The organism is Neptuniibacter sp. 2_MG-2023 (assembly GCF_030547495.1).
Lineage (GTDB): Bacteria > Pseudomonadota > Gammaproteobacteria > Pseudomonadales > Balneatricaceae > Neptuniibacter.
Genome location: NZ_JAUOQC010000024.1, coordinates 1 through 21366, shown reverse-complemented (window position 1 = coordinate 21366; position 21366 = coordinate 1). Strand labels below are relative to the sequence as shown.

Annotated in this window: 18 protein-coding genes; 16 read left to right on the top strand and 2 right to left on the bottom strand. The window is 38.3% G+C overall.

All coding sequences use genetic code 11. The features are described 5' to 3' along the window. Positions 1-205 precede the first annotated feature (205 nt). From Q4486_RS15525 to Q4486_RS15455, 15 genes are all read left to right on the top strand, one after another. Positions 206-2014 (top strand): ABC transporter ATP-binding protein, encoded by a 1809-nt coding sequence (locus Q4486_RS15525; RefSeq protein ID WP_303520086.1) that lies wholly within the window; start codon positions 206-208, stop codon positions 2012-2014. Further along, positions 2011-3633 (top strand): aldolase catalytic domain-containing protein, encoded by a 1623-nt coding sequence (locus Q4486_RS15520; protein WP_303520085.1) that lies wholly within the window; start codon positions 2011-2013, stop codon positions 3631-3633. The genes Q4486_RS15525 and Q4486_RS15520 overlap by 4 nt, the downstream gene beginning before the upstream one ends. Positions 3634-3764: 131 nt before the next feature. Then, positions 3765-4496 carry a 3-deoxy-manno-octulosonate cytidylyltransferase gene (locus Q4486_RS15515; protein WP_303520083.1) on the top strand — a complete coding sequence of 244 codons (732 nt, stop codon included), beginning with the start codon at positions 3765-3767 and terminating at the stop codon, positions 4494-4496. Beyond that, complete coding sequence (locus Q4486_RS15510; protein WP_303520081.1) at positions 4493-5155, top strand: HAD family hydrolase; 663 nt, start codon at positions 4493-4495, stop codon at positions 5153-5155. The genes Q4486_RS15515 and Q4486_RS15510 overlap by 4 nt, the downstream gene beginning before the upstream one ends. 43 nt (positions 5156-5198) lie before the next feature. Continuing rightward, positions 5199-6449 carry a hypothetical protein gene (locus Q4486_RS15505; protein WP_303520080.1) on the top strand — a complete coding sequence of 417 codons (1251 nt, stop codon included), beginning with the start codon at positions 5199-5201 and terminating at the stop codon, positions 6447-6449. A 37-nt stretch (positions 6450-6486) separates the two neighbouring features. Further along, positions 6487-7704 (top strand): glycosyltransferase family 4 protein, encoded by a 1218-nt coding sequence (locus tag Q4486_RS15500; RefSeq protein ID WP_303520079.1) that lies wholly within the window; start codon positions 6487-6489, stop codon positions 7702-7704. Further along, on the top strand, positions 7701-9023 hold the full coding sequence (locus tag Q4486_RS15495; protein WP_303520077.1) for a polysaccharide pyruvyl transferase family protein: 1323 nt from the start codon (positions 7701-7703) through the stop codon (positions 9021-9023). Before Q4486_RS15500 ends, Q4486_RS15495 begins: the two co-directional genes overlap by 4 nt. A gap of 55 nt (positions 9024-9078) precedes the next feature. Further along, positions 9079-10197 carry a glycosyltransferase gene (locus Q4486_RS15490; protein ID WP_303520076.1) on the top strand — a complete coding sequence of 373 codons (1119 nt, stop codon included), beginning with the start codon at positions 9079-9081 and terminating at the stop codon, positions 10195-10197. A gap of 6 nt (positions 10198-10203) precedes the next feature. Next, positions 10204-11337: a glycosyltransferase gene (locus Q4486_RS15485; protein WP_303520075.1), complete on the top strand. Its 1134-nt coding sequence runs from the start codon at positions 10204-10206 to the stop codon at positions 11335-11337. A gap of 100 nt (positions 11338-11437) precedes the next feature. After that, positions 11438-12553, top strand: a complete 1116-nt coding sequence (locus tag Q4486_RS15480; protein ID WP_303520074.1) for a glycosyltransferase family 4 protein — start codon at positions 11438-11440, stop codon at positions 12551-12553. Between the two features lie 106 nt (positions 12554-12659). After that, a complete protein-coding gene (locus Q4486_RS15475; protein ID WP_303520073.1) occupies positions 12660-13991 on the top strand; it encodes a hypothetical protein in 1332 nt (443 codons plus the stop codon). Further along, positions 13991-14938, top strand: a complete 948-nt coding sequence (locus Q4486_RS15470) for an SDR family oxidoreductase (protein WP_303520071.1) — start codon at positions 13991-13993, stop codon at positions 14936-14938. The genes Q4486_RS15475 and Q4486_RS15470 overlap by 1 nt, the downstream gene beginning before the upstream one ends. Continuing rightward, positions 14931-15485, top strand: a complete 555-nt coding sequence (locus Q4486_RS15465) for a sugar transferase (RefSeq protein WP_303520069.1) — start codon at positions 14931-14933, stop codon at positions 15483-15485. The genes Q4486_RS15470 and Q4486_RS15465 overlap by 8 nt, the downstream gene beginning before the upstream one ends. Positions 15486-15511: 26 nt before the next feature. Beyond that, the gene (locus Q4486_RS15460; RefSeq protein ID WP_303520067.1) at positions 15512-17428 is read left to right on the top strand and encodes a nucleoside-diphosphate sugar epimerase/dehydratase; all 1917 of its coding nucleotides are present in this window, start codon (positions 15512-15514) and stop codon (positions 17426-17428) included. A gap of 146 nt (positions 17429-17574) precedes the next feature. Next, positions 17575-18678 (top strand): HDOD domain-containing protein, encoded by a 1104-nt coding sequence (locus tag Q4486_RS15455; protein WP_303520066.1) that lies wholly within the window; start codon positions 17575-17577, stop codon positions 18676-18678. A 256-nt stretch (positions 18679-18934) separates the two neighbouring features. On the opposite strand, the gene Q4486_RS15450 is transcribed toward Q4486_RS15455, so the two are convergent. Beyond that, on the bottom strand, positions 18935-20284 hold the full coding sequence (locus Q4486_RS15450) for a HAMP domain-containing sensor histidine kinase (protein WP_303520064.1): 1350 nt from the start codon (positions 20282-20284) through the stop codon (positions 18935-18937). Continuing rightward, on the bottom strand, positions 20281-20940 hold the full coding sequence (locus Q4486_RS15445; protein ID WP_303520063.1) for a response regulator transcription factor: 660 nt from the start codon (positions 20938-20940) through the stop codon (positions 20281-20283). The genes Q4486_RS15450 and Q4486_RS15445 overlap by 4 nt, the downstream gene beginning before the upstream one ends. A 213-nt stretch (positions 20941-21153) precedes the next feature. Between Q4486_RS15445 and Q4486_RS15440 the strand changes: the two genes are divergently transcribed. Then, positions 21154-21315 (top strand): hypothetical protein, encoded by a 162-nt coding sequence (locus Q4486_RS15440; RefSeq protein ID WP_303520061.1) that lies wholly within the window; start codon positions 21154-21156, stop codon positions 21313-21315. Positions 21316-21366: the final 51 nt, after the last annotated feature.

The following is a 21366-nucleotide window of genomic DNA, read 5'->3' as shown; positions in this document are numbered from 1 at the left end:
TATAAACGTAATCCACAGAATGGTCTTCGTGCTAGTTCTTAAGTTGGTTAGGATGTTTTTACTTCTTTAAGTATCATTTCTATTGGGAATATTGCGATATAATTACTTACGATGAGTAAGAAGGTTGCGTGTTTTCATTTTATATACTCGTTTTGATAGATGCCCACTAATAATTGTTAAGAACTTTCTGAGATAAATACTATTCATGAGAAATTTACTAAAAATCCTTAGCTTGTTGACTATAGAAGAACGGAGACAAGGTTTAAAGGTTTTATTAATAATTATCGGGATGGCCCTGCTTGAATCGATCGGTGTTGTTTCAGTTATGCCTTTTCTTGCTGTATTGGGTGATCCTGAAATGGTTCATGTTGACCCTACCCTGAATAAATTATTTTCTTTGGCTAAGGGTAATGGTGTAGATGATGTGGATCATTTTCTTTTGGTGCTGGGTATCGGGGCGTTTGTCATAATTATAATTTCCGCTGTATATCGGGTTTTTGCCCATTTTTTACTTAACAGGTTTATCGAGATGCGTAGGGATTCAATAGGGACTCGATTGCTAGAAGTATACCTTTATCAGCCTTATTCATTTTTTTTGGGCCGTCATAGTGGTGACATGTCAAAAACGGTTCTTTCTGAAGTTGATCAGTTTGTGCATCAAACTTTACGTCCAGCCATAATGATGTTGGCATACTCTGTCGTACTTTTTTGTCTTATTTGCGTATTAGTGATTGCTGATCCCAGGCTTGCTGCAAGCGTTACTGTAACTTTCGGCTTTCTTTATCTTTTTGTTTATTTTTTGATTCGTAGTTACTTAGATAAAACAGGAAAACAGAGGGTTGAAAGTAACAAGGAGCGATTTTTGATGGCATCAGAGGCTTTTGGAGGTATAAAAAGCATTAAACTTCGAGGCTGTGAATCATTTTATATGGATCGTTTCTCTTATGCTTCAGGGCGTTTTGCTCGAATATATGCTGGGCATCAGACGTTGACACAGGCGCCGAAATTTATTGTAGAGGCCGTCGCTTTTGGTGGTGTTATTTTGTTATCTTTGATCTTGTTACATAAGCAAGATGGAAGTGAGGGTGACGCTTTAGGTCAAATATTACCTTTGTTAGGGTTGTATGCCTTTGCAGCATATCGAATTCAGCCTGCGACAACTGCCATTTATCAAGGAATGGCCAATTTGCGGTATGGTGCCCTAACAGTCGATAACTTGCGACGCGATCTAAATATAGGTATGCCTGATATTTGTAAACAAGGGATATCGTTAAACAAGAAGATGGGGGGGGATATAGAATTAAACGGAATTGATTATTGCTATCCTGGAGCAAAAAAGATGTCATTGTCTGGTGTTACTTTGAAAATACCGGCAGGCAGTTCCGTTGGAATTGTGGGTAGTACAGGGTCAGGAAAAACCACATTAGTTGATGTGCTTTTGGGGCTTTTACGGCCAGTTAAAGGAGCGGTAATCGTTGATGGTAAGCCTGTTAGTGATAGTAACCTTCGTGATTGGCAACGCAGTTTAGGGTATGTCCCTCAGGATATTTTCTTAACCGACACGAATATTGCACAAAATATAGCGTATGGAGTACCTGTTGATGATATTGACATGGCGCAAGTCGAACGTTGTGCTCGTATGGCTCAAGTACACGATTTTATTTCTCAAGAACTTTCTGATGGATATTATTCGCTAACGGGGGAAAGGGGCGTTCGACTATCTGGGGGGCAACGTCAACGAATTGGAATTGCTCGGGCGTTGTATCATGAACCTTTGATTATGGTCTTTGATGAGGCTACAAGTGCTTTAGATACGGTTACTGAACAGGCAGTTATGAAAGCTATAGAAAGTCTTCACCATCAAAAAACGATAATATTGATAGCGCATCGTTTAAGCACAGTAAAAAAGTGCGATAACGTAGTTGTTTTAAATGGAGGATGCATAAAGACCCAAGGTAGTTTTAAGGAATTGTCTAAAAACGACTCCGAATTCAAGACTATGGTGCAATCGTGACTCTAAAAAATGAAGTTAAAATTCTAGATTGTACATTTCGTGATGGTGGTTATTACACAAATTGGGATTTTTCACCTGATTTGATTACGAAATACCTTGATGCGATGAAAAACGCTAATGTTGATGTTGTTGAATTGGGGTTTAGGTTCAAGGGTAATGACGGGTTTAAAGGCGCATGCGCTTATACAACAGATGATTTCCTTAGGACGCTTAATATTCCTACCAATATTACCATTGGAGTGATGTTAAATGCTTCTGATATATTAGTTGATGGCGTTTTATGTGAAAGGGTGCTTCAAAAGTTAGTCCCTGAGTTTGCACGTGATACACCGCTGGGTTTGGTACGTATAGCTTGCCATATTCATGAATTTGAACCAGTTTTATTTGCGGCTAATAGACTAAAGGAACAAGGCTACTGTGTTGGGTTTAACTTGATGCAGGTTGCTGATAAGTCGACTGAGGAGCTTGAAGAATTAAGTTTTCAAGCCGCTGATTTCCCCATCGATGTTCTCTACTTTGCAGATAGTTTAGGCAGTATGCAAGTAAATGATGTATCGCGTGTAATGAATGCATTGCGTGTAGGTTGGAAGGGGCCGATAGGTATGCATACACATAACAACCAAGGGTTAGCAATGTCTAATGCTCTAAAATCCATAGCTGAGGGAGCCACTTGGGTTGATTCAACAATTACGGGTATGGGGCGAGGGCCAGGCAATGCTCTTACTGAAGAAATGGTTGTAGAAATAGACGCTATATTGGGGCGAACATCAAATGTTTTGCCTTTGTTTAGTTTGATAAGTAATGTTTTTAAACCAATGAAAGAGCAGAAAGGTTGGGGAACTGGTCTGTATTATTACCTTTCAGGTAAATATGGTATTCATCCTACATATATACAAGAGATGTTAAGGGATGCTCGGTATGACGACGCAGATATTTTAGCTGTTATAGAATATTTACGTGAAAATGGCGCAAAAAGCTTCTCAGAGAATATGCTTAATATAGCAAGTCGCTTTTATAAAGGGGAGCCTCGTGGAACGTGGTGTCCGGTTTCTTTACTTGAAGGGCGTGAAGTGTTAATTCTCGGTGGTGGCCCCTCTGTTTGTCATCATAGAGAGGCTATTGAAAGCTACATAAGAAGGCAAAAACCAGTAGTTTTAGCCCTAAATACCAAAACAGATATAGATAGCCGATTAATTGACCTTAGGGTCGCTTCTCATCCAGTGAGAATGCTTTCGGATGTTGAGAGACATTTAAAACAAAGTCAGCCGCTGATAACTCCGGCCTCGATGTTGCCAGAAAATATTTTGGCATCATATGCTGGTAAAGTATTACTAGATTTTGGTGTGGGTATAGAATCTAATACATTTAAATTTTACGGGCAGTATTGTATTACACCGAGCTCGCTGGTTATGTCATATGCTCTTGCTGTAGCTTCTAGTGGGAAAGCAAAGTCTATAATTCTTACTGGTTTTGATGGTTATCCATATGGAGATGCTAGAAACGATGAAATAGATATGGTTCTGCGGTGCTTTAGAATGGCGAAACCAAAACAAACTTTCATTTTCGCTACCCCGACAATTCACCGTGATATAGTTGTTAAGAGTATATATTCACTATAATGAATAATTACAGTGGCGGTTTTTGTTTTTAATATAGACTCCAGAGTATGATTCTTGGCGGTCAGCTACAGGTAAGCCGTAAGTGAAGAGATACATAAATAATATATTATATAAAGGACTCATCATATATAATGTCTAGTTGCGTAATAATTCCAGCTCGTTATAAATCGAGCCGTTTTCCCGGTAAACCACTTGCTAATATTCATGGTCGCCCGATGGTTTTATGGGTGGCAGACCTCTCTTCGATGGCTGTAAATAAAGAACATGTCTATGTGGCGACGGAAAATAAACTTATTGCTGACACCGTTACTGCTGCTGGTTTCAAAGTGCTAATGACTGATCCAAATGCACTTACTGGTACTGATCGTATAGCTGAGGCGGCTGAAAAGTTGGATTACGATGTTTTTATTAATGTGCAGGGGGATGAACCTATGGTTTGTCCCGAAGATATAAAACGTTGTATTAAGGTCAAGACAGATAACCCCGATGAAATTGTTTGTGGCTACTGCTGGATGGGAGAGGAGGAAGATCCTTCAAGTGTTAATGTCCCTAAAGTTATTATGAACGAATCTAAAGTGATGGTGTATATGTCAAGGTTAGCAGTGCCTGGGCATAAGGATAGGATGAATGCGCCTAAGAAGTATGCCAAGCAGGTTTGTATATATGGTTTCAGTCGATCTGACCTTGATAGGTATAAAAATTTTGGTCGTAAGAGTTATCTTGAGGGGTTTGAAGATATAGAGATACTACGTTTTCTTGAATTAGATAAAAAAATAAGGATGTTTGAAACTAGCCCCGGAAGTCTTGCTGTCGATACGCCGGAAGACTTAAAGTCTGTTGAAAAAGCAATGACTCTACGATGAATATTAGTCAGTACAAAACATTTATTTTCGATTGTGATGGTGTGATCCTTGATTCAAATAAGTTGAAAACTAGTGCTTTTTATCACTGCGTTGAGTCTTATGGACGCGAAACCGCGGATCGTTTTGTTCAATATCATATAGCTAACGGCGGAGTTTCTAGATATAAAAAGTTTGACTATTTTTTTAGTGATATTTTAGGTGTACCAGTTAACATCAGTGAAAAAAGGTATCTGTTAGAGTTGTACGCACGAATAGTGAGAGTTGGTTTGATGACCTGTGATATAGCTCCCAGTTTATATGCTTTACGGAAGAAAACTCCGGATGCTGTATGGATGGTAGCATCTGGTGGTGATCAAAGTGAGTTGAGAGAGATTTTTGACGCTCGTAACCTTTCAGTGTTATTTGATGGAGGGATTTTTGGGAGTCCTGATGATAAAAGGGATATTGTAAAACGAGAGGTATCATCCTCTGCTTTGATGAAGCCTGCCTTGCTAATTGGAGATAGTCAACTGGATCATAAGGTTGCTAAAGCAGAAGATATTGATTTTGTTTTTGTTTATAAATGGTCAGAATTTTCACAATGGCAGGCCTATTGTAAAGAGAATAATATTTTATGTATACCGGACTTAGTCGAATTAAATCAAAATCATAGCTCTTAGTCTCTTTATTGTTTTATGCTTTAATCACATTGTTGAAAATATTATGAGTAAAGGAATCTTTGTTGAAAAAAGTGTGTTTATTTTGAGGTTTTTGTTCGTTGTTGTCCTCAAAAACGGGGTGACTTCAAAGGCCCGATTCTTTTTTAAAAAAATCATTCCTAATTCCATAGTGAGATTTTTTGATGGCCTTAGAAAGTCAGATAATGAGAAGAAATATGAACGTATTACTCATGAAATAAATTTAATATCTACTGAAAAATCTAGCTTAAGCGATGCAGTATTTATCCTTATTAATGATTTTTTGTATACATATAAAGAAAATGATTCCAGACCTGATTTGACCAAATTAAAGGAAATTCAGGCTTCTCTTCTTCCCGCTGAACAGTGGTTAAAAGTATATTTTATCTTTTTCTCTAATGGACTGCTTGTTGAATCCTCAGTTTTGAGGTTTAAGGCTATGAGTCAATGTTTAATTGAATATGCAGAGTGCCCGATAAATACTGATCGACACCATAGAGCTTTGTGCGCTTTAGCTGAACTTGACTGGGACTATGATAAGGTTCAGTTGTTGATTGGTAGTACATCAAATGAGCTAGAACTACTAATAAAAAATAGGTGTGTAGTTAATAAAGGCGTTATTTTTGAAAAAAACGGAAACAAAAAGTTTTCAAAATTATTACGTGGTAAGCGTATCGCTATATTAGGTCCAGCAGTTTCTGTTTGCCAAGTATCAGAGGAGTTAAGAGAATATGATTTGTTGATTACGATTAATGAACGTGGTGACAGTCCTATCGTAAATGAATTTATATCAAAAGGTAAGTGTATATCGTATTATAACTCTTATAATTCAAAGTTGCTCCATTTAGATAGGAGTATTAAACCCTATAATTCAAAGTTGTTTTCAGTTTATCGTGCTTATGAATATGACTACCAAGTTTTTCAGGCTTTAAAAGGTCGTGCTAGGTTATTAGATGATACTCCGCTTTTTTTTAATGGCGTTGCTCAGGCCTTTCAAACAATTTTACATGATGTTTTAAAATTTGATGCTCTTGAAGTTAAGGCTTTTGGGTTTGATTTATATACTTCTCATGAACCGTATCGAACGGGGTATAAAACGGCGAATCATAGAATTTTGTATGATTTAGGGCGACATGATTTAATAACAAACTTTATTTATGTGCAATCAATATTTAATTCAGGTCGTTTAAGTGTTGATGATTCGTTACGTCAGGTATTAAAACTTGAGCTAACTGAATATTTGAAAAAAGTAGAAACATGTATAGTATATTGGTGAATATGAATATGAATATGAATAAGAGAGAACTAATTTTATGAGTAAAAGCATTAACTCCGTTCTTGTTTTTACACAAATGTTCCCTCAATCAAAAGATGATGCTGTGATTAGCGGAATGATAAAAAACCCTTACTATCAAACATTATCTTTGAAGCGTGCTGGGTGTAGTGTGGATGTTATCACTACAGGATCTAATAAATGTTTCTATGAATACGATGGCCTAAAGGTATATTCTGTAGGTGATGGCTTTTTAAAAGGTATAGTTAAATCATTTACGTACGAGCTCAAAATGTTTATTAAGTATATCATGCTAACTAGAAAAAATAACTATGATGTTATTCATGTCCATCATCTAAATATACCTTGGTTAGGTCTTTTGAAAAAGCTTGGATTTTTGAAATCACATCTTGTTTATACCGCCCATGGTACTTCGACACCTGAACTAAATGCAGCTCGTCAAGGTAGTCAGGTGTTTTATTTCTTGTTAAAAATTAATGGGAAATTACAGCATGTACTAGACCGGTGGTGTTGGAAACAAGCAGATTTGCTTTTATCACCTAGTTTATTTCAGATAAAAGAAATGCACGAATTATATGGCGTAAAAAATAAACCGATTGAAGTTGTTTATAATGGATATGACGAACGACTGTATTATGAAAATAAAAAGTTGGGACGTAGTGTAAGAAAAAAGTTAGGTATAAATGATGAAGATGAAGTAATTGTTTTTGTGGGCAGGGTGGCTAGAAAGAAAGGAATTGATCACCTTATAAAGGCAATGGATGATATTTTAATCTCGTTGCCTAATGCTAAATTAATTGTGGTTATGGGGTTTATTGGAAGGCAAAAAGACTTCAAAGACCAAATCTATGATATGGTCTCAGGAAACAGAAGTATTTATTTATATGAAAATATTCCTGAGCCTGAATTAGCTGGATATTATAATGCTGCAAATTTGTGTGTGTTTCCATCCTTGGGTTATGAGTCTATACCTACTGTGATTTATGAAGCTGCGGCTTGTGGTGTTCCTATACTGACACAAGGGGCTTGGGGGATTCCAGAAGTTTTAACCGGTGATTTTCTTGATGAAAGTGAGATTCAGAATGAATCATTATCTAAACGAATTGTAGCGTTGTTAACTAATGCAGAGCTTCTTGCTAGTTATTCTTCTGAGAACTTAAAGACCTCTGATAAATTCTCATGGGGTAATGGCGGAGAAAAACTTTTGAACATTTTTAATAAGTATTTTGTGAAATGAGTAATGATGTGAAGAAAAAAGTCCTTCTTTTAGATTTTGCCCAAGAAACAAATTCAGGTGATGATGTTATGCAGAGAGCAATCATTGAACTCTGTGGAAAAAACATGGACAGTGATTTTAGTATAACAAGTTATTTTGGTGTCAATGAATTTTTTTATGCGAAGGGGGAATTTAAGGGTTATAGAAATGATTATTCATTAAGTGCACATGGTGGGTTTTACCCTACTTTATTTTTAAAGCCAGTAGGTGGATTATTAAAAGGAATTAGTGCTAGTAGAAATATTCTTAGGTTATTCTATGCATCGTGGTTTCTAATGATCATTTCACTGCTTAGAGTAAAAGTGCCTCTATTTATCGTGAAGTTTTTTTTGACAAGTGCTCAGATAGTTGCTTTAGAAGAGTACAGATCTTCTGATTTAATTATTTGGAATGGACGAAATTTTAGAGGGTCCGAAGGTTTTTCTGAGGCTTTAAAAATATTTGAATTGTGCGCTAACCCAATGCTTTGTATGTTGCTAGGTAAGCCAATAGTGTGTGTTGGGTCATCGGTTTGGACTTTAAATAGTCCTATTTCTCGTTATTTAATGCGCTGGGTTGTCAAACATTCTAAATCTTTCATAGTGCGAGAAAAAAGCTCTTATCATTATATAAAAGAAGATTTATTTTTAGATGAGGGATGTAAATCTCTTCAGTATATGCCTGACTTGTCATTTTATTTCTTAAATAAAATTGTTACACAAAAGAAATATGAGTTTTCAGATAAATTTACAGGAGTAGTGGCCATCACGCTTGTCGGAAGGCGTGAATTCTCTGACGATAAAATTCATAAAAATTATATAAAAGCAATTTCTGATTTAATCGAATATATTTGTCGACTAAATTATAAAATTCGTGTGATACCTCAAGTAACGTATGGACTTGAATCTTATGATGAAGAACTTGAATGTATTATGAATCAAAATTGTGACGCTGATATAGAAGTAATAAGTGGAGTACTTAGTACTGAAGGGTTATTAATGGAATACTTATATTCTGATGTACTGGTTGCGTCCAGAATGCACTCGGCTATATTTGCAAGTTCGGTCGGGACACCTGTATCTGCTATTTCTTATGACTCCGGTGCTAAATGGGCTATTTTAGATGATTTAGGTATAGATCGCAGTTTGATTGTTTCTGTAAATGATATTACATCAAGTTTACTTATTGAAAATTTCGATAAAGCACGATTGCTCGGTAAACTTCAAGGTACTGTGCATCGTGTTGAACTTTTATCTGATGAAATTGAGATTGTTTTTAAAAAACTTGCGGATATGCTGTGAAGTTTTTAGTTATTGTGACGATTAAGATAATTTTTTCTGAGTAAAACTATATAATATGAATTCTATAAAAAAGATAAGTTTAATCATGCCTTCGTTTAGAGGAGGTGGGGCTGAAAGAGTTTTTATTGATTTGGCGGACGGGTTTGTTAATGCAGGTTATATAGTTGATTTGGTGGTTTTAAGTGATGATGGCCCATACCGAGAATTTGTAAATAAAAAAATAAAAGTTGTATGTTTGTCAGGAGAGAGTGCATCGCGTAGTTTTTTTAAATTGAAAAAATATATAAAGATTTGTAACTCTACAACTATTATTTCATGCCTCACACACCTTAATATTATTGTTTTGTTAAGCTCTGCCTTTTCTCGTTTCAAAGGGCAGGTCATAGTTACAGAACATAATCATTACTCCCTTGAAAAAGAAAATTTACCACCCATTAAGTCATTCTTTTTGAAAGTTTGTGCAAGACTTTTATATCCTATAGCTGATCATGTTGTTGCTGTTTCTCAGGGTGTGGCGGATGACCTGAGTGCCCATTTGAAACTTGATAGTAATCGTGTGGAAGTTATATATAATCCGATTGATTTTGAAAGGATTTCTTCGCTTTCTAAATGTATTCCCGAGAATATTACGCCTTTCATGAGTGAGCTTCTTTCACGTCGATATTTTATTGGAATTGGAAGGTTAGTAAAGCAAAAACGCTATGACCTTATGATAACGGCTTTCCGTGAGGTTCATCGTTATGATAGTGATGTTTTTTTGGTTATTCTTGGTGACGGCCCTTTGGAGTCTGAATTGCGGCAGCTAATTGAAGATTCAAAACTTGAAAACTGTGTGTATTTGTTAGGTTTTCTCGATAATCCATTCTATTTATTATCTTCGGCCAATGCTTTGGTTTTGTCTTCTGATTTTGAGGGGTTTGGAAATGTTATTGCTGAGGCTCTAGTTTTGGGCACCCCTGTTGTATCTACTAACTGCCCTAGTGGACCTAGTGAAATTTTGGCGGATGGTAAATTTGGAATTTTAGTTGAGTCTGGGGAAATAAATGAGCTTGCGGAAGCTATGTTTGAAACTCTGCAGGTAAGCAAGTTGGAAAAGTATGAGCTAATTGAAAGAGGAAAAAAGTTCGATAAGTCAAGTGCGGTTTCGAAATATGAAAAGCTATGCAGAGGTTAATTTGGCATGAAAATATTGCATGTTATAACTGATTTAAAAGATGGCGGTGCGGAAGCTGTATTATATCGTCTTGTTCATGCAACCCCTTGTGATACCCATCGTGTCATATGTCTTGGTAATGGTGGTAAGTATGCTGATTTATTTTCAAAAGAAGGTTATTCTGTTGATGTTCTAGATATAAAGTCTTCTTTATTAGGCTTTATTCGAGCATTTAGATTTAAAAAGATAGTAGATGATTTTAATCCCGATGCTATCCAGGCACATATGTATCATGCTAACTTTTTCACAGGAATTTACGGATGTTTTTTTCGTTCAGTACCTATCTTCTGGGGTATTCATCATACTAACCTTGATAAAAAAGCCGATCCAAATGTAACGCACATTATCTCAAAGTTGTGCTCAAAGCTTTCTTTCAATGTTCCCTCTTCTGTGATTTGTTGTGGTTATAAGTCGAAATTAGTTCATTTGGATTCTGGCTATTCGGAAGAGAAGCTGACAGTTGTTCCTAATGGTTATGATACAAATAGTTTCAAACCTATATTACAAGATCTTAATCCTATAAGAAATTCAATAGCTGGTAGAAAACTAGATGGTATTGTTTTAGGAGCAGTTGCACGCTTTGCACCTCAAAAGGATCATAATAATTTATTGCTTTCTCTTTCAGCTTTGAAAAATAAGGGAGTAAAGTTTACATGTTTGCTAGTTGGAATTGGTTTAGTGAAAGATAATAGTGAGCTAATATCAAAAATTGTCCATTTGGGGTTAGAGGATGAGATTATTCTTCTAGGGCAGCAAAGTAATATTAATGAGATAATGAATATATTGGATGTTCATGTGACTTCCAGTGCTTTTGGTGAGGCTTTTCCTAATGTTATTTGCGAAGCTATGTCTTGTGGAACACCTTGTATTACAACCGATGTTGGTGATGCTGGGTACATAGTAGGTGACAATGGTTGGGTCGTGCCTCCGAGTAGCCCTAATGCCCTTGCAGGGGCGTTAGCTGAAGCCGCAGCGAATTTTGAAACTTCGGATTGGTTCACTCGAAAAGCGAACGCGCGTAAGCGAATCTGTGATAACTTCAGTATTGAGAGGATGGCTCGCGGGTATAGAAAGTATTGGGCTCAGGGTGAGGTGCTGTAACTTTCATGAATTTCTAGTATTTAAGGTGTTTTTTATCCATTAAATAAATAGAACTGCTTAGTTTGTAAAAAGTTATGTTTGATGGCCCTAAGAAATAGTTATGCATAATAAAAAAATTCTATTCATAATTAATGTAGATTGGTTTTTTGTTTCTCACAGGTTACCTATTGCATTAGCCGCTTTAAAAAAAGGGTTTGAGGTTCATGTTGCCTGCGCTATTACCGATAAGAAAAGTTTGTTGGAAGCAGAAGGGCTGATTGTACATGAATTGCTTTTATCGCGTAGTGGTACGGCTATTTTAAATGAATTGATTTCTATTAGGGATATATATCGAATTGTAAAGTGTGTTAAACCTTCAGTTATTCATTCAGTAACCATAAAGCCAGTTATTTATGGAAATATCATGGGGCGCATATTAGGCACCCCTATTAGGGTCTCTTCAATTTCTGGTTTGGGTTATGTTTTTATTGCTAAAGGCTTGAAAGCTAAACTCTTCCGCTTATTTGTATCTACTATGTATCGCGTGGCATTGAGACAGTCGAAGGCAGTTATATTTCAGAACACTGCGGATCGAGATGTTCTAAGACGGATGAAAGCTGTTACACCTAATCAGGAAGTATTAATTAGAGGTTCTGGAGTTGCTTTGGAGAAGTATATTGTTTTGGAAGAGCCTGAGGGGAATCCTGTTGTTATGTTTATTGCCCGCTTACTGATTGATAAAGGAGTGGAAGAGTTTGTTGAGGCTTCTGAAGCAGTTAAGTTAATTAGGCCTAATGTTCGTATGGTGCTTGTTGGTGATATAGATTTAGGTAATCCTAAGTCAATTAAACCTGATCAATTAGCTGCTTGGGTTGCCAGCGGTAATGTTGAGTATTGGGGATATAGTAATAAAATATCTGAGACAATTTCTAAGTCGCATCTGGTTGTATTACCTTCTTATAGAGAAGGGTTGCCAAAGGTTTTACTAGAGGCTGCTGCATCTGGTAGAGCTGTAATTACAACAGATGTTCCAGGTTGTCGTGATGCAATTATTCCCAATTGTACAGGGCTGTTGGTTCCTGTACGAGAGATAACTCCTCTGGTTAATGCTATTTTGAAATTATTGAATGATGACGTTTTAAGAAGAGGTTTTGGTTTGCAAGGGAGGATGCTTGCTGAAAATGAGTTTGATATTGAAGATGTGATCTCAACGCATCTCTCAATATATGGGGTCTAATATAAAATAAATTGATTTTTTACTATAATCTTTCTTGTGAGTGTTGTAATTAAAATACCACTTTTAAAGCTACTAACTATAAAGGTCCCATGTGTTGAGTAATTGTGTGACTTATTGGAGAAGAAGTTATCTAAGTACTTTTGTTTTCTTCTATGCGCTGTCAATTAGTTTATTCCTTCAATTAGTTTTCCTCCCTTTAGTTTCAAGTTTACATGCTGGGGATGGTTTGTTATTAGGAGGAGATTATTCTTCTTTTCATCGTGCAGCTGTTTTTATGGCAGAAAGACTGGATTCGCTTGGTTTTTTTGCGTCTTTCACTTTTCACCCCGATGGTCAGGGTCCTGTCAGTATCTTAGCACTTCATTATTGGGTAACTGGTATCTACAAGCCATGGGTATTTCTACCATTTAATGCATTTCTTTTTAGTGTATCTGTGACAGCTTTACACTTCGTTTTGTCACAGGTTGTTACTAAAAAAATAGCTGTTATGTGCATTATTCCAATGGTTTTTTTACCAAGTTCAATCATGATATTTGGGCAAATACATAAAGATGTTTTCTCATTAGCTGGATTGTGTTTGATTTTTTATTTATGGGCATTTATTAATGAACTGATAGATATTTCGTGGCGAAGTTTTATTATAGTTCTAGTTATTAGCTTTTCTTCGGGTTTCCTGTTTTGGCTTGTTAGGCCTTATTTGTTGAAAATTTTTATCCTAAGTTTTTTTTCTTATTTTTTGTTTTTAATGTTTCTTTCAGTGTTGAAGTTTAAAGGTTTTCGGTTGAGATTTAACGATTTTATATGTTTTTTTGTATTAATAATATCTTTTATTTCTTGGGATTTTTTACCGGTTAATTCTAATAAAGGGTTGTCGTCTTTTGCTAATTATGTGAGTTTTGATGACGGTTATTTTGATAGTCTTGAAAATAATGGTTTTGATTCTTCGATTGCTGGTGAAGTCTTGCTCAAGATTAATAAAACAAGAAATGGTTTTTTAAATTATAAAGATGCTGGTAGCAATATTGATACAGATATTAACTTTACATCTTGGTTAGAACTTATTAGTTATATTCCTCGGAGCTTGCAGATAGGTTTTTTTTCACCATTTCCTTCAATGTGGTTCTCTGAAGGGAGATCTCCTGGTGGTGACCTGATGAGAGTGATTAGCGCTTTCGAAATGATGTATTTTTATTTTTCTTTGTTTGGACTGTTTTTAGTCATATGGCTATGTGATAGAGGTAAAAAGGTTCTTGTCTGTAGTCTTATTATTTGCGGTATGATTATCTTTATTTACTCATTAGTTATTACGAATGTAGGGACTCTGTATCGCATGCGAATTGGTGCATTACATATAATGTCTAGTTTTGGATTATGTGGTTGGTATTATTTTTATAAATTAAAAGTGTATCGTTGTTTCTACACTAGAAATGGATCGTAATGAAGAAAATATTAGTGACGGGCTCTAGTGGTTTTGTTGGGCAAAGGTTGGTTGAAAGTCTTTTAGAGCAAGGGTCTGAGGTTATCGGCTTTAGTCGCAAAAAATATAACTCTAGTTGTCCCGTCTATATTGGTGAATTAGATGATATTGATAGTATAAGGGGCGCATTAAATGGAGTAGATGTTGTTATACATGCGGCGGCACGTTCCCATGTTATGAATGATGAGAGTTTAGATCCTTTAGCCGAATATAGGCGTGTCAATGTCGAAGGTACAAGAAATGTTGTTACTGCAGCAATAGAAGCGGGTGTTAAACGTTGTATCTATATTAGTTCCATAAAGGCTAATGGTGAACAAACCGAGCCAGGAGAGGCTCTTGGTCATAGTTCAAAGCTAATGCCAGGAGATGCTTATGGTATATCAAAGGTCGAAGCTGAAATGGTACTTAATAAATTAGCAAAAGGGTCAGCGTTAGAAACAGTCATTATTCGCCCTCCATTAATTTATGGGCCGAAGGTGAAGGGTAATTTTACAAGTCTTGTTCGTCTGGTTAAAAGCAGGCTGCCTTTGCCATTTGGGTTAATTCATAATCAACGTTCATTTGTCTTTTTGGGAAACCTTATCGATTTGATTATGAACTGCGTTGATAATCCGCGTGCAGTAAACCAAACTTTCTTGGTGTCTGATGGGGAGGATTTATCCACATCAGAGTTACTCATTCAACTCAAGCAGTCATCTAACGGAAAAGCATATTTAATTCCTATACCTTCTCTATTGCTTAAAACTTTGTTGTTGGTTTTAGGAAAAAGAGATTTATCACAAAAATTGTTAGGTAATTTACAAATAGATATTTCCCACACCTGCGAAACTTTACATTGGAAGCCACCGTATACGGTCGAGCAGGGTTTAAATAAGTGTCATTTTCATAGTGAGTTGGACCGTGACTAGATTGCTAGATATCTTTTTTTCATTATTTGGATTGTGTTTAGGCTTTCCTATTTTATTGGTATTGTTGATAATCGGCTATTTCGATACAGGTTCACCTCTATTTATTCAATTACGTATCGGTAAAAATAAAGAAGGTTTTTATTTAGTCAAATTTAGGACAATGAAGCCTGAAACTAAATCTGTTGCTAGTCATCTAGTGGATACGTCTTCAATTACATCATTTGGGCACTTTCTTCGGCGTTCTAAGCTTGATGAGCTGCCGCAGTTATGGAACGTGTTAGTTGGGGATATGAGTTTAGTTGGTCCTCGTCCTTGTTTGCCAAATCAGCAAGAACTTATAGATGAAAGAGATGCTAGAGGGGTTTATGCTGTGCGTCCTGGAATTACAGGGCTAGCTCAAGTTAATAATATTGATATGTCTACCCCTGAACTGTTAGCGAAAACAGATGCGGCTATGATTCTCTCATTAAATATAAAGAAATATTTTGCATATATTTTTCTAACAATGTTAGGAAAAGGCAGCGGTGATGGTGTTCGTTCTAGGTAAGTCTTCTGTTTTTTTAAGGAAAAATTTTGTTAAAGTTTATTTCTCAATTATCCAGAAATAAAAAACGACTCGTTTTTGTTGTTTCAGATGTTTGTTTTCTAACGGTTTGTTGTTGGTTAAGCTTCGCGCTTCGCTATGGTGAATGGAATGCGAATGGCTTTATCCATTGGCCTGCTTATGTGCTTGCGCCAGTAATATCCATTCCTGTTTTTATTCAGTTAGGCTTGTACCGTGCGGTAATAAGATATATTGGTAATAAGGCTCTGTGGACCGTTGTTAAAGCGGTTACATTGTCAGTACTCATATGGGCTACATTTGTTCACCTCTTAGGGCTTCCGCAAGCCGTACCCCGCTCTGTTATTTTTATTTATTGGTTTGTTGCTGTTGTTACTGTTGGCGGAAGTCGAATGTTAGCGCGCTGGCTTATTTTGCATAAGTTTCCTGGAGGGGAGCAAAAGGTAAAATGTGGATCTGATAGGGTGATTATTTATGGCGCAGGTTCTTCGGGTAGACAGTTGTCAGAGGCTCTTTATCACTCAAAAGAATTTAGCGTTGTAGCTTACGTTGATGATAGTACAGCTGTGCAGGGGCTTGAGCTTAATTCAATTCGTATACATCCACCTTCCTCTGTTGGTCTATTAATAGATCAATTTGATGTGAATAGTATTTTACTTGCTATCCCCTCTGCTTCAAATCAAAGGAAAAAAGAAATTATTGATGAGCTGTCATTTTATAAAGTGAAAGTTTTAACATTGCCAGGCCTTTCTGATTTAGCGGGTGGTAAGGTGAGCATAAATGATGTCCGTGAAGTGGATATTGCTGATTTACTGGGGCGTGATGAGGTTGCGCCTAATAAAGAACTCTTAGGTTCTTGTATCAGAGATCTGTCGGTAATGGTCACTGGCGCGGGAGGATCAATCGGTTCTGAGTTGTGTCGGCAGATTCTTAAGCAGCAACCTAATGTGTTGGTTCTTTTTGAGTTGTCAGAGTTTTCGCTTTATAGCATAGAAAAAGAGTTATTAGCCTTGGGGGCTGGGCAGACAGTAATTATCCCAGTTTTAGGCAGTGTGACAGATAAGGCTCATCTAGAAAAAATACTTCAATCTTACCGCGTTGATACTGTATATCATGCGGCGGCTTATAAGCATGTACCTATAGTTGAGTCCAATAATATAGCGGGCTTACAAAATAATATTTTGGGTACTTGGCGGTGTGCCGAAGCTGCTATTTCTGCTGGTGTGAGAAATTTTGTTTTAATCTCGACAGACAAAGCGGTGCGACCCACTAATGTGATGGGGGCGAGTAAGCGTTTTGCTGAATTAGTGCTTCAAGGGCTTAGTAAGAGGGAGGAGAATTGTTCTGATATTCGTTTTGCAATTGTTCGCTTTGGTAATGTGTTGGGCTCCTCAGGCTCGGTTATTCCTTTGTTTAAGGAACAAATTGGTCAGGGAGGACCTGTAACCGTTACCGATCCTGAGATTACGCGCTATTTTATGACGATTCCTGAGGCGGCCTCTTTGGTGATACAAGCAGGTTCTATGGGCGCTTCAGGGGATGTTTTTGTGCTAGATATGGGTGAGCCAGTCAAAATTTTCGATTTAGCAAAACAGATGATTAATCTTACAGGGTTGTCTGTTAGAAATGCTCAAAACCCATCAGGTGATATTGAGATTGATTTCACTGGGTTGAGAAACGGTGAAAAACTATATGAAGAGTTGTTGATCGGTGATGATGTGTTGGAAACCACTCATCCTATGATTATGCGTGCTCAGGAAGTGATGCTTCCTTGGGATCAGCTAGAACTTGTATTAGATAGTTTGCAAGTTGCATTAGAGTCATTTGATTATGATGCCATACGTGAGATTTTATTGCAGAATGTGAATGGCTATAATCCGCAGCATGAAATTCGTGATCTGTTGTATGATTTTAAGCTCGGTAAGTGAGAAGTTTAGGGGCAATTTTTGATGGGCTCCTCTGCTGTTATTTTTCTACGTTATAGACCTGCTGATAGGATCAAAATATTATATTGAAGCGTTGCTTGTACCATGTTGGGTTAAAGGAATTAAGCTAACCATTGGAGTCAACTGTCGTGTTATTTGGACTATTTAAATTATTTGGTAGAAATAAAAAGATCGCTGCTGACAAGAGTGTTAAGCCGGTAAGACCGTCTAATGAATTGACTGGCAAGCCTTTGAAACCTCTCGGACAGCTCGTAAATGAAGCTTATCATGGACATGATCTTGAGTTGACAAAGGTAGAGTCGCATCCATTTCTTACCGAGTTTGATCTGTTTACTCTCTCTCAGATCGATGAGGAGCAAGTCACGCGAGCACAGCAGTTGTGCGAAAAACTACCCGATCCGCACCCGGTGCAATCAAAGTTAGCCGGTGGTCTTGATACACCACAGGAGTTGATTGAAACACTCGCGACAGATCCAGGCCTCACCGCTGGTGTTCTACAGACGGTGAACTCAGCCGCTTTTGCATTAACCTCACCTATTTCAAGTGTCCAGCACGCGGTTAATTACCTTGGTGTTAGTTTTGTTAAAAGTTTAATCTCCCAAGCGGCGATAGCGGATCAAACCAAAAGTTGTTCAGATGTAGAAAAAACCGCATTGCAGCGAGTCTGGTTATCCACAGCGGTTGGGAGTGCATTTGCGACCTTATTGGGTCAACACTCGGGCCATCCTCGCCCCTCGGTTCTAGCTACTAAAGCCCTGTTTTTTAATCTAGGCGACCTAGCTTTTATTCTTGGTGAAAAAGGCGCACACGCTTGGTATGCAGAAGGCATGACGTTGCTAGATAGAGTTAAAGCGCAGCAACAAACGTGTGGTGTAAATTCGTCTATCGTAGGCTCTGCGTTAGCAAGAAAGTGGGGCTTACCAGCGGAGATTGAGCGTGCCATTGGTAATTCGATGCTTCCACTCGTTAAAACACCTACGGAATTAGCGTTAAAAGACGATGAGCTGAAAGATAGCATACTACTTTATTTGGCTGGCCGTGTCGGTGATAGTGTCGCTTATGAAGGCCTACGCGACTTGGCCGAATTTACTATAGAAACAATAGATGAACCTAGCACCTTTCTTATGAAAAGCCATCTAGAGGCTTCTGAGCAAAAGCTGGTTATTAATCTGCTTTCAGATATTGGGTTTCGTAAGAAATTCAATCGCCTTTTATCTACATTGGCTATTTGAGCCGAGGGATTATCTAAGGGTGTATTACCTCTGCTGAGTTCAATAGGTTATTGATATTTATCTGGCTCGATTAATAGGGGATCGCTCTATCATAATCGCTGTTATCCTGTTGTTATTAAAGGAGCCCTTTTGATAGAAAGCGCCTTTATAGGTGCGCTTTTATAAGTGCTATTCCTTGATCCGTGTTAACGTTTTTCTAAGCTTAGTCTTTAAAGCTAAATAGAGCAGGGGCTTTTCGAATAACTAATTCCAGCGTTCACTCATCGAACAGCGAAAAATCAACGCTGACTTCAAAGCCATCTTCTCGTCCCCTCGCGGGAGAGTTAAATGTCATCGTTGCGCCCACGCCCGTAACGATGGCATCGACAATGGCTAAGCCAAGCCCTAAACCTTGTGCCTTAGTCGCGGATCTAACGAACCGGTGCTGCAATTGCGCAAGCGTTTCGGCAGGAATAACCCGAGCACCATTAACAATATTTAATATCCCGTTGGCAGAAAAGCTAACCTCGATCGGCTGGTCTGAGTCACCATGTTTGATGGCATTGTCGATTAAATTGCGCACCAAAATAGCAAAGGCATCGGGATCTATAGTCGATTTAAATTCGCTGGGCGGTAGGGTTAACCTAATAGTTGCCGTCGGAGCCGATCGCTGGCTGTCATCAACAATCAGCTGCAATAGAGTTGTGAGGTCATTCTGCTGCGTTGATAACAGACCGCCCCCTTCCGCCTTGGCTAACTGCATCAGCTTTTCTGACAAAGCGGATAAGCCTCGGATGGTCGTTTCAACTTTCTGCATCTTCTCTTTAAATGGGCTATCTGAAACCCCGTGTTGCAGGCGCTGAATCTGGGCCAATGCCGTTGCAATAGGCGTGCGCAACTCATGGGCACTATTGGCGGTAAAAGATCGTTCCGATTCTAAAGCTCGGCGTAAGCGTTCCAATAAGTCATTTACCGAGGTAGCGATCGTGTGAAGCTCGGTTGGCAGGTCTTTGGTTTCAATCGGTGAAAGATCACCACTACCACGGGATTCAATCGCTTTTCTATAAACCAGCACGTGACGCAAACTGTATCGTACAAAGGCCCAGGTCCCAATAAAGCAGAGCGGGATCAACAAGAGGAGTGGCCAGAGTAAGCTAGCGGCCATTGCAAAGATGGCTTTTCGCCTTTGAGTTAGAGGCTCGGCAACCTCGATGTGTAATGTATTTTGTACTGCCCACGCCCCATAAAATCGGTAATTTTCCGATGAACTAAAACCTTTTAATAACGTTTTATTGAACATCAGCGGATCCGCATTATGGGATTGCAATAAAATCGTGCCTGACGCATCACGTACAAGGTATACCAGCGGTTCATCGTGGGTTTCGAATGACATGATTTGTTGTAACTGCCCTGGCTCCTCTCGGTTGGTTATCTCAACTACCGCAAGGGGCATGATACGTTGAGCGGTTTCGGCCAATGCGCTATCGAAGAGGGTATTCAGCTTATTCTGTGATACATAAACGGTGCTCAATAGCGCCAATAACCAGAGTAAAGTCACACCCAAGGTTAAGCCAATACCTAAGGTTTTTTGGAGGCTTTTTGGTGCCTTTATCTGCGTTGAGTTCATGAGGTCCTCATGCGATAGCCTAGTCCGCGCACCGTTTCTAACTGGCCTTTATCCAGTTTTTTCCGTAGCCGACTGACATAAACTTCAATGGTATTACTTTCGATCTCGGCGCCAAAAGCATAAAGGTGATCTTCCAACTGTGACTTCGAGAGGACGTTGCCAGGATGTTGAACAAAGGCTTCAAACAGCGCCCACTCACGGGCCGTTAAATTGATGGCTACACCTTCACGAGAAATAAAATGCTTGTTGAGATCGACGTCTAATGTGCCAACCTTAATGATAGGGTTTGGGTTGCCACTGTAACGTCTAGAAACAGCCGCGATGCGCGCGGAAAGCTCTGATAGATCAAAGGGTTTGACCAGATAATCATCTGCGCCGGCATTTAATCCTTCGATACGATCAGACAGTTGATCTCTGGCGGTTAAAATAATCACGGGCGTTACTTCACCGGACCTGCGTATCTTTTTCAACAGATCGATTCCGTTGCCGTCCGGCAGCATGAGATCAAGCAGAATCAGATCATAATGGGTGATCTGTAGGCTGGCGTCCGCATGGGAAAGATTTTTAACCCAATCGACCGCGTGACCTTCATCGGTTATCTGATCTCGTATGACTTCCCCTAAACCTTCGGCATCCTCTACCAGTAATAATCGCATCTCTTATCCTTAGATCTTCGCAGTCAGGCTGATCATAACCAACATACCTGACAATAAACTGAAAGCGCCGTGATTAATAATATCAACACATAAGCTCTCTTACAGTTTACGCCTCACTGATTGATTAGGCTCGATTAATCCAGCTAATGCCTTCAGCTGATTGTCAGGAATAGGCGATAACATACGTACTAAATGCAGTACGGGATGACTAAGATGAAACCGAAAAAACTCTACATTACGCTGGCATTGATTACAGCCGGCATTCTGATTATCTGGGGCTGGAGCTACCAGATGAGCACGAAGGTAAAGGCTTCGCTACCTTGGGAGATTTATGACAACGGCCTCTATCTGAGCGGCTTGTATGGTTGTTCTTGAGGATATTCCACCTTTTTAAATCCTTTTAAAAACGGGTAAATTGAGACCCAC

What these genes read in the sequence shown, in the direction of transcription:
- Q4486_RS15525 (WP_303520086.1), top strand. Translation starts at nt 206, where the DNA reads ATGAGAAATTTACTAAAAATCCTTAGCTTGTTGACTATAGAAGAACGG.
- Q4486_RS15515 (WP_303520083.1), top strand. Translation starts at nt 3,765, where the DNA reads ATGTCTAGTTGCGTAATAATTCCAGCTCGTTATAAATCGAGCCGTTTT.
- Q4486_RS15510 (WP_303520081.1), top strand. Translation starts at nt 4,493, where the DNA reads ATGAATATTAGTCAGTACAAAACATTTATTTTCGATTGTGATGGTGTG.
- Q4486_RS15505 (WP_303520080.1), top strand. Translation starts at nt 5,199, where the DNA reads ATGAGTAAAGGAATCTTTGTTGAAAAAAGTGTGTTTATTTTGAGGTTT.
- Q4486_RS15500 (WP_303520079.1), top strand. Translation starts at nt 6,487, where the DNA reads ATGAGTAAAAGCATTAACTCCGTTCTTGTTTTTACACAAATGTTCCCT.
- Q4486_RS15495 (WP_303520077.1), top strand. Translation starts at nt 7,701, where the DNA reads ATGAGTAATGATGTGAAGAAAAAAGTCCTTCTTTTAGATTTTGCCCAA.
- Q4486_RS15490 (WP_303520076.1), top strand. Translation starts at nt 9,079, where the DNA reads ATGAATTCTATAAAAAAGATAAGTTTAATCATGCCTTCGTTTAGAGGA.
- Q4486_RS15485 (WP_303520075.1), top strand. Translation starts at nt 10,204, where the DNA reads ATGAAAATATTGCATGTTATAACTGATTTAAAAGATGGCGGTGCGGAA.
- Q4486_RS15480 (WP_303520074.1), top strand. Translation starts at nt 11,438, where the DNA reads ATGCATAATAAAAAAATTCTATTCATAATTAATGTAGATTGGTTTTTT.
- Q4486_RS15470 (WP_303520071.1), top strand. Translation starts at nt 13,991, where the DNA reads ATGAAGAAAATATTAGTGACGGGCTCTAGTGGTTTTGTTGGGCAAAGG.
- Q4486_RS15450 (WP_303520064.1), bottom strand. Translation starts at nt 20,284, where the DNA reads ATGAACTCAACGCAGATAAAGGCACCAAAAAGCCTCCAAAAAACCTTA.
- Q4486_RS15445 (WP_303520063.1), bottom strand. Translation starts at nt 20,940, where the DNA reads ATGCGATTATTACTGGTAGAGGATGCCGAAGGTTTAGGGGAAGTCATA.
- Q4486_RS15440 (WP_303520061.1), top strand. Translation starts at nt 21,154, where the DNA reads ATGAAACCGAAAAAACTCTACATTACGCTGGCATTGATTACAGCCGGC.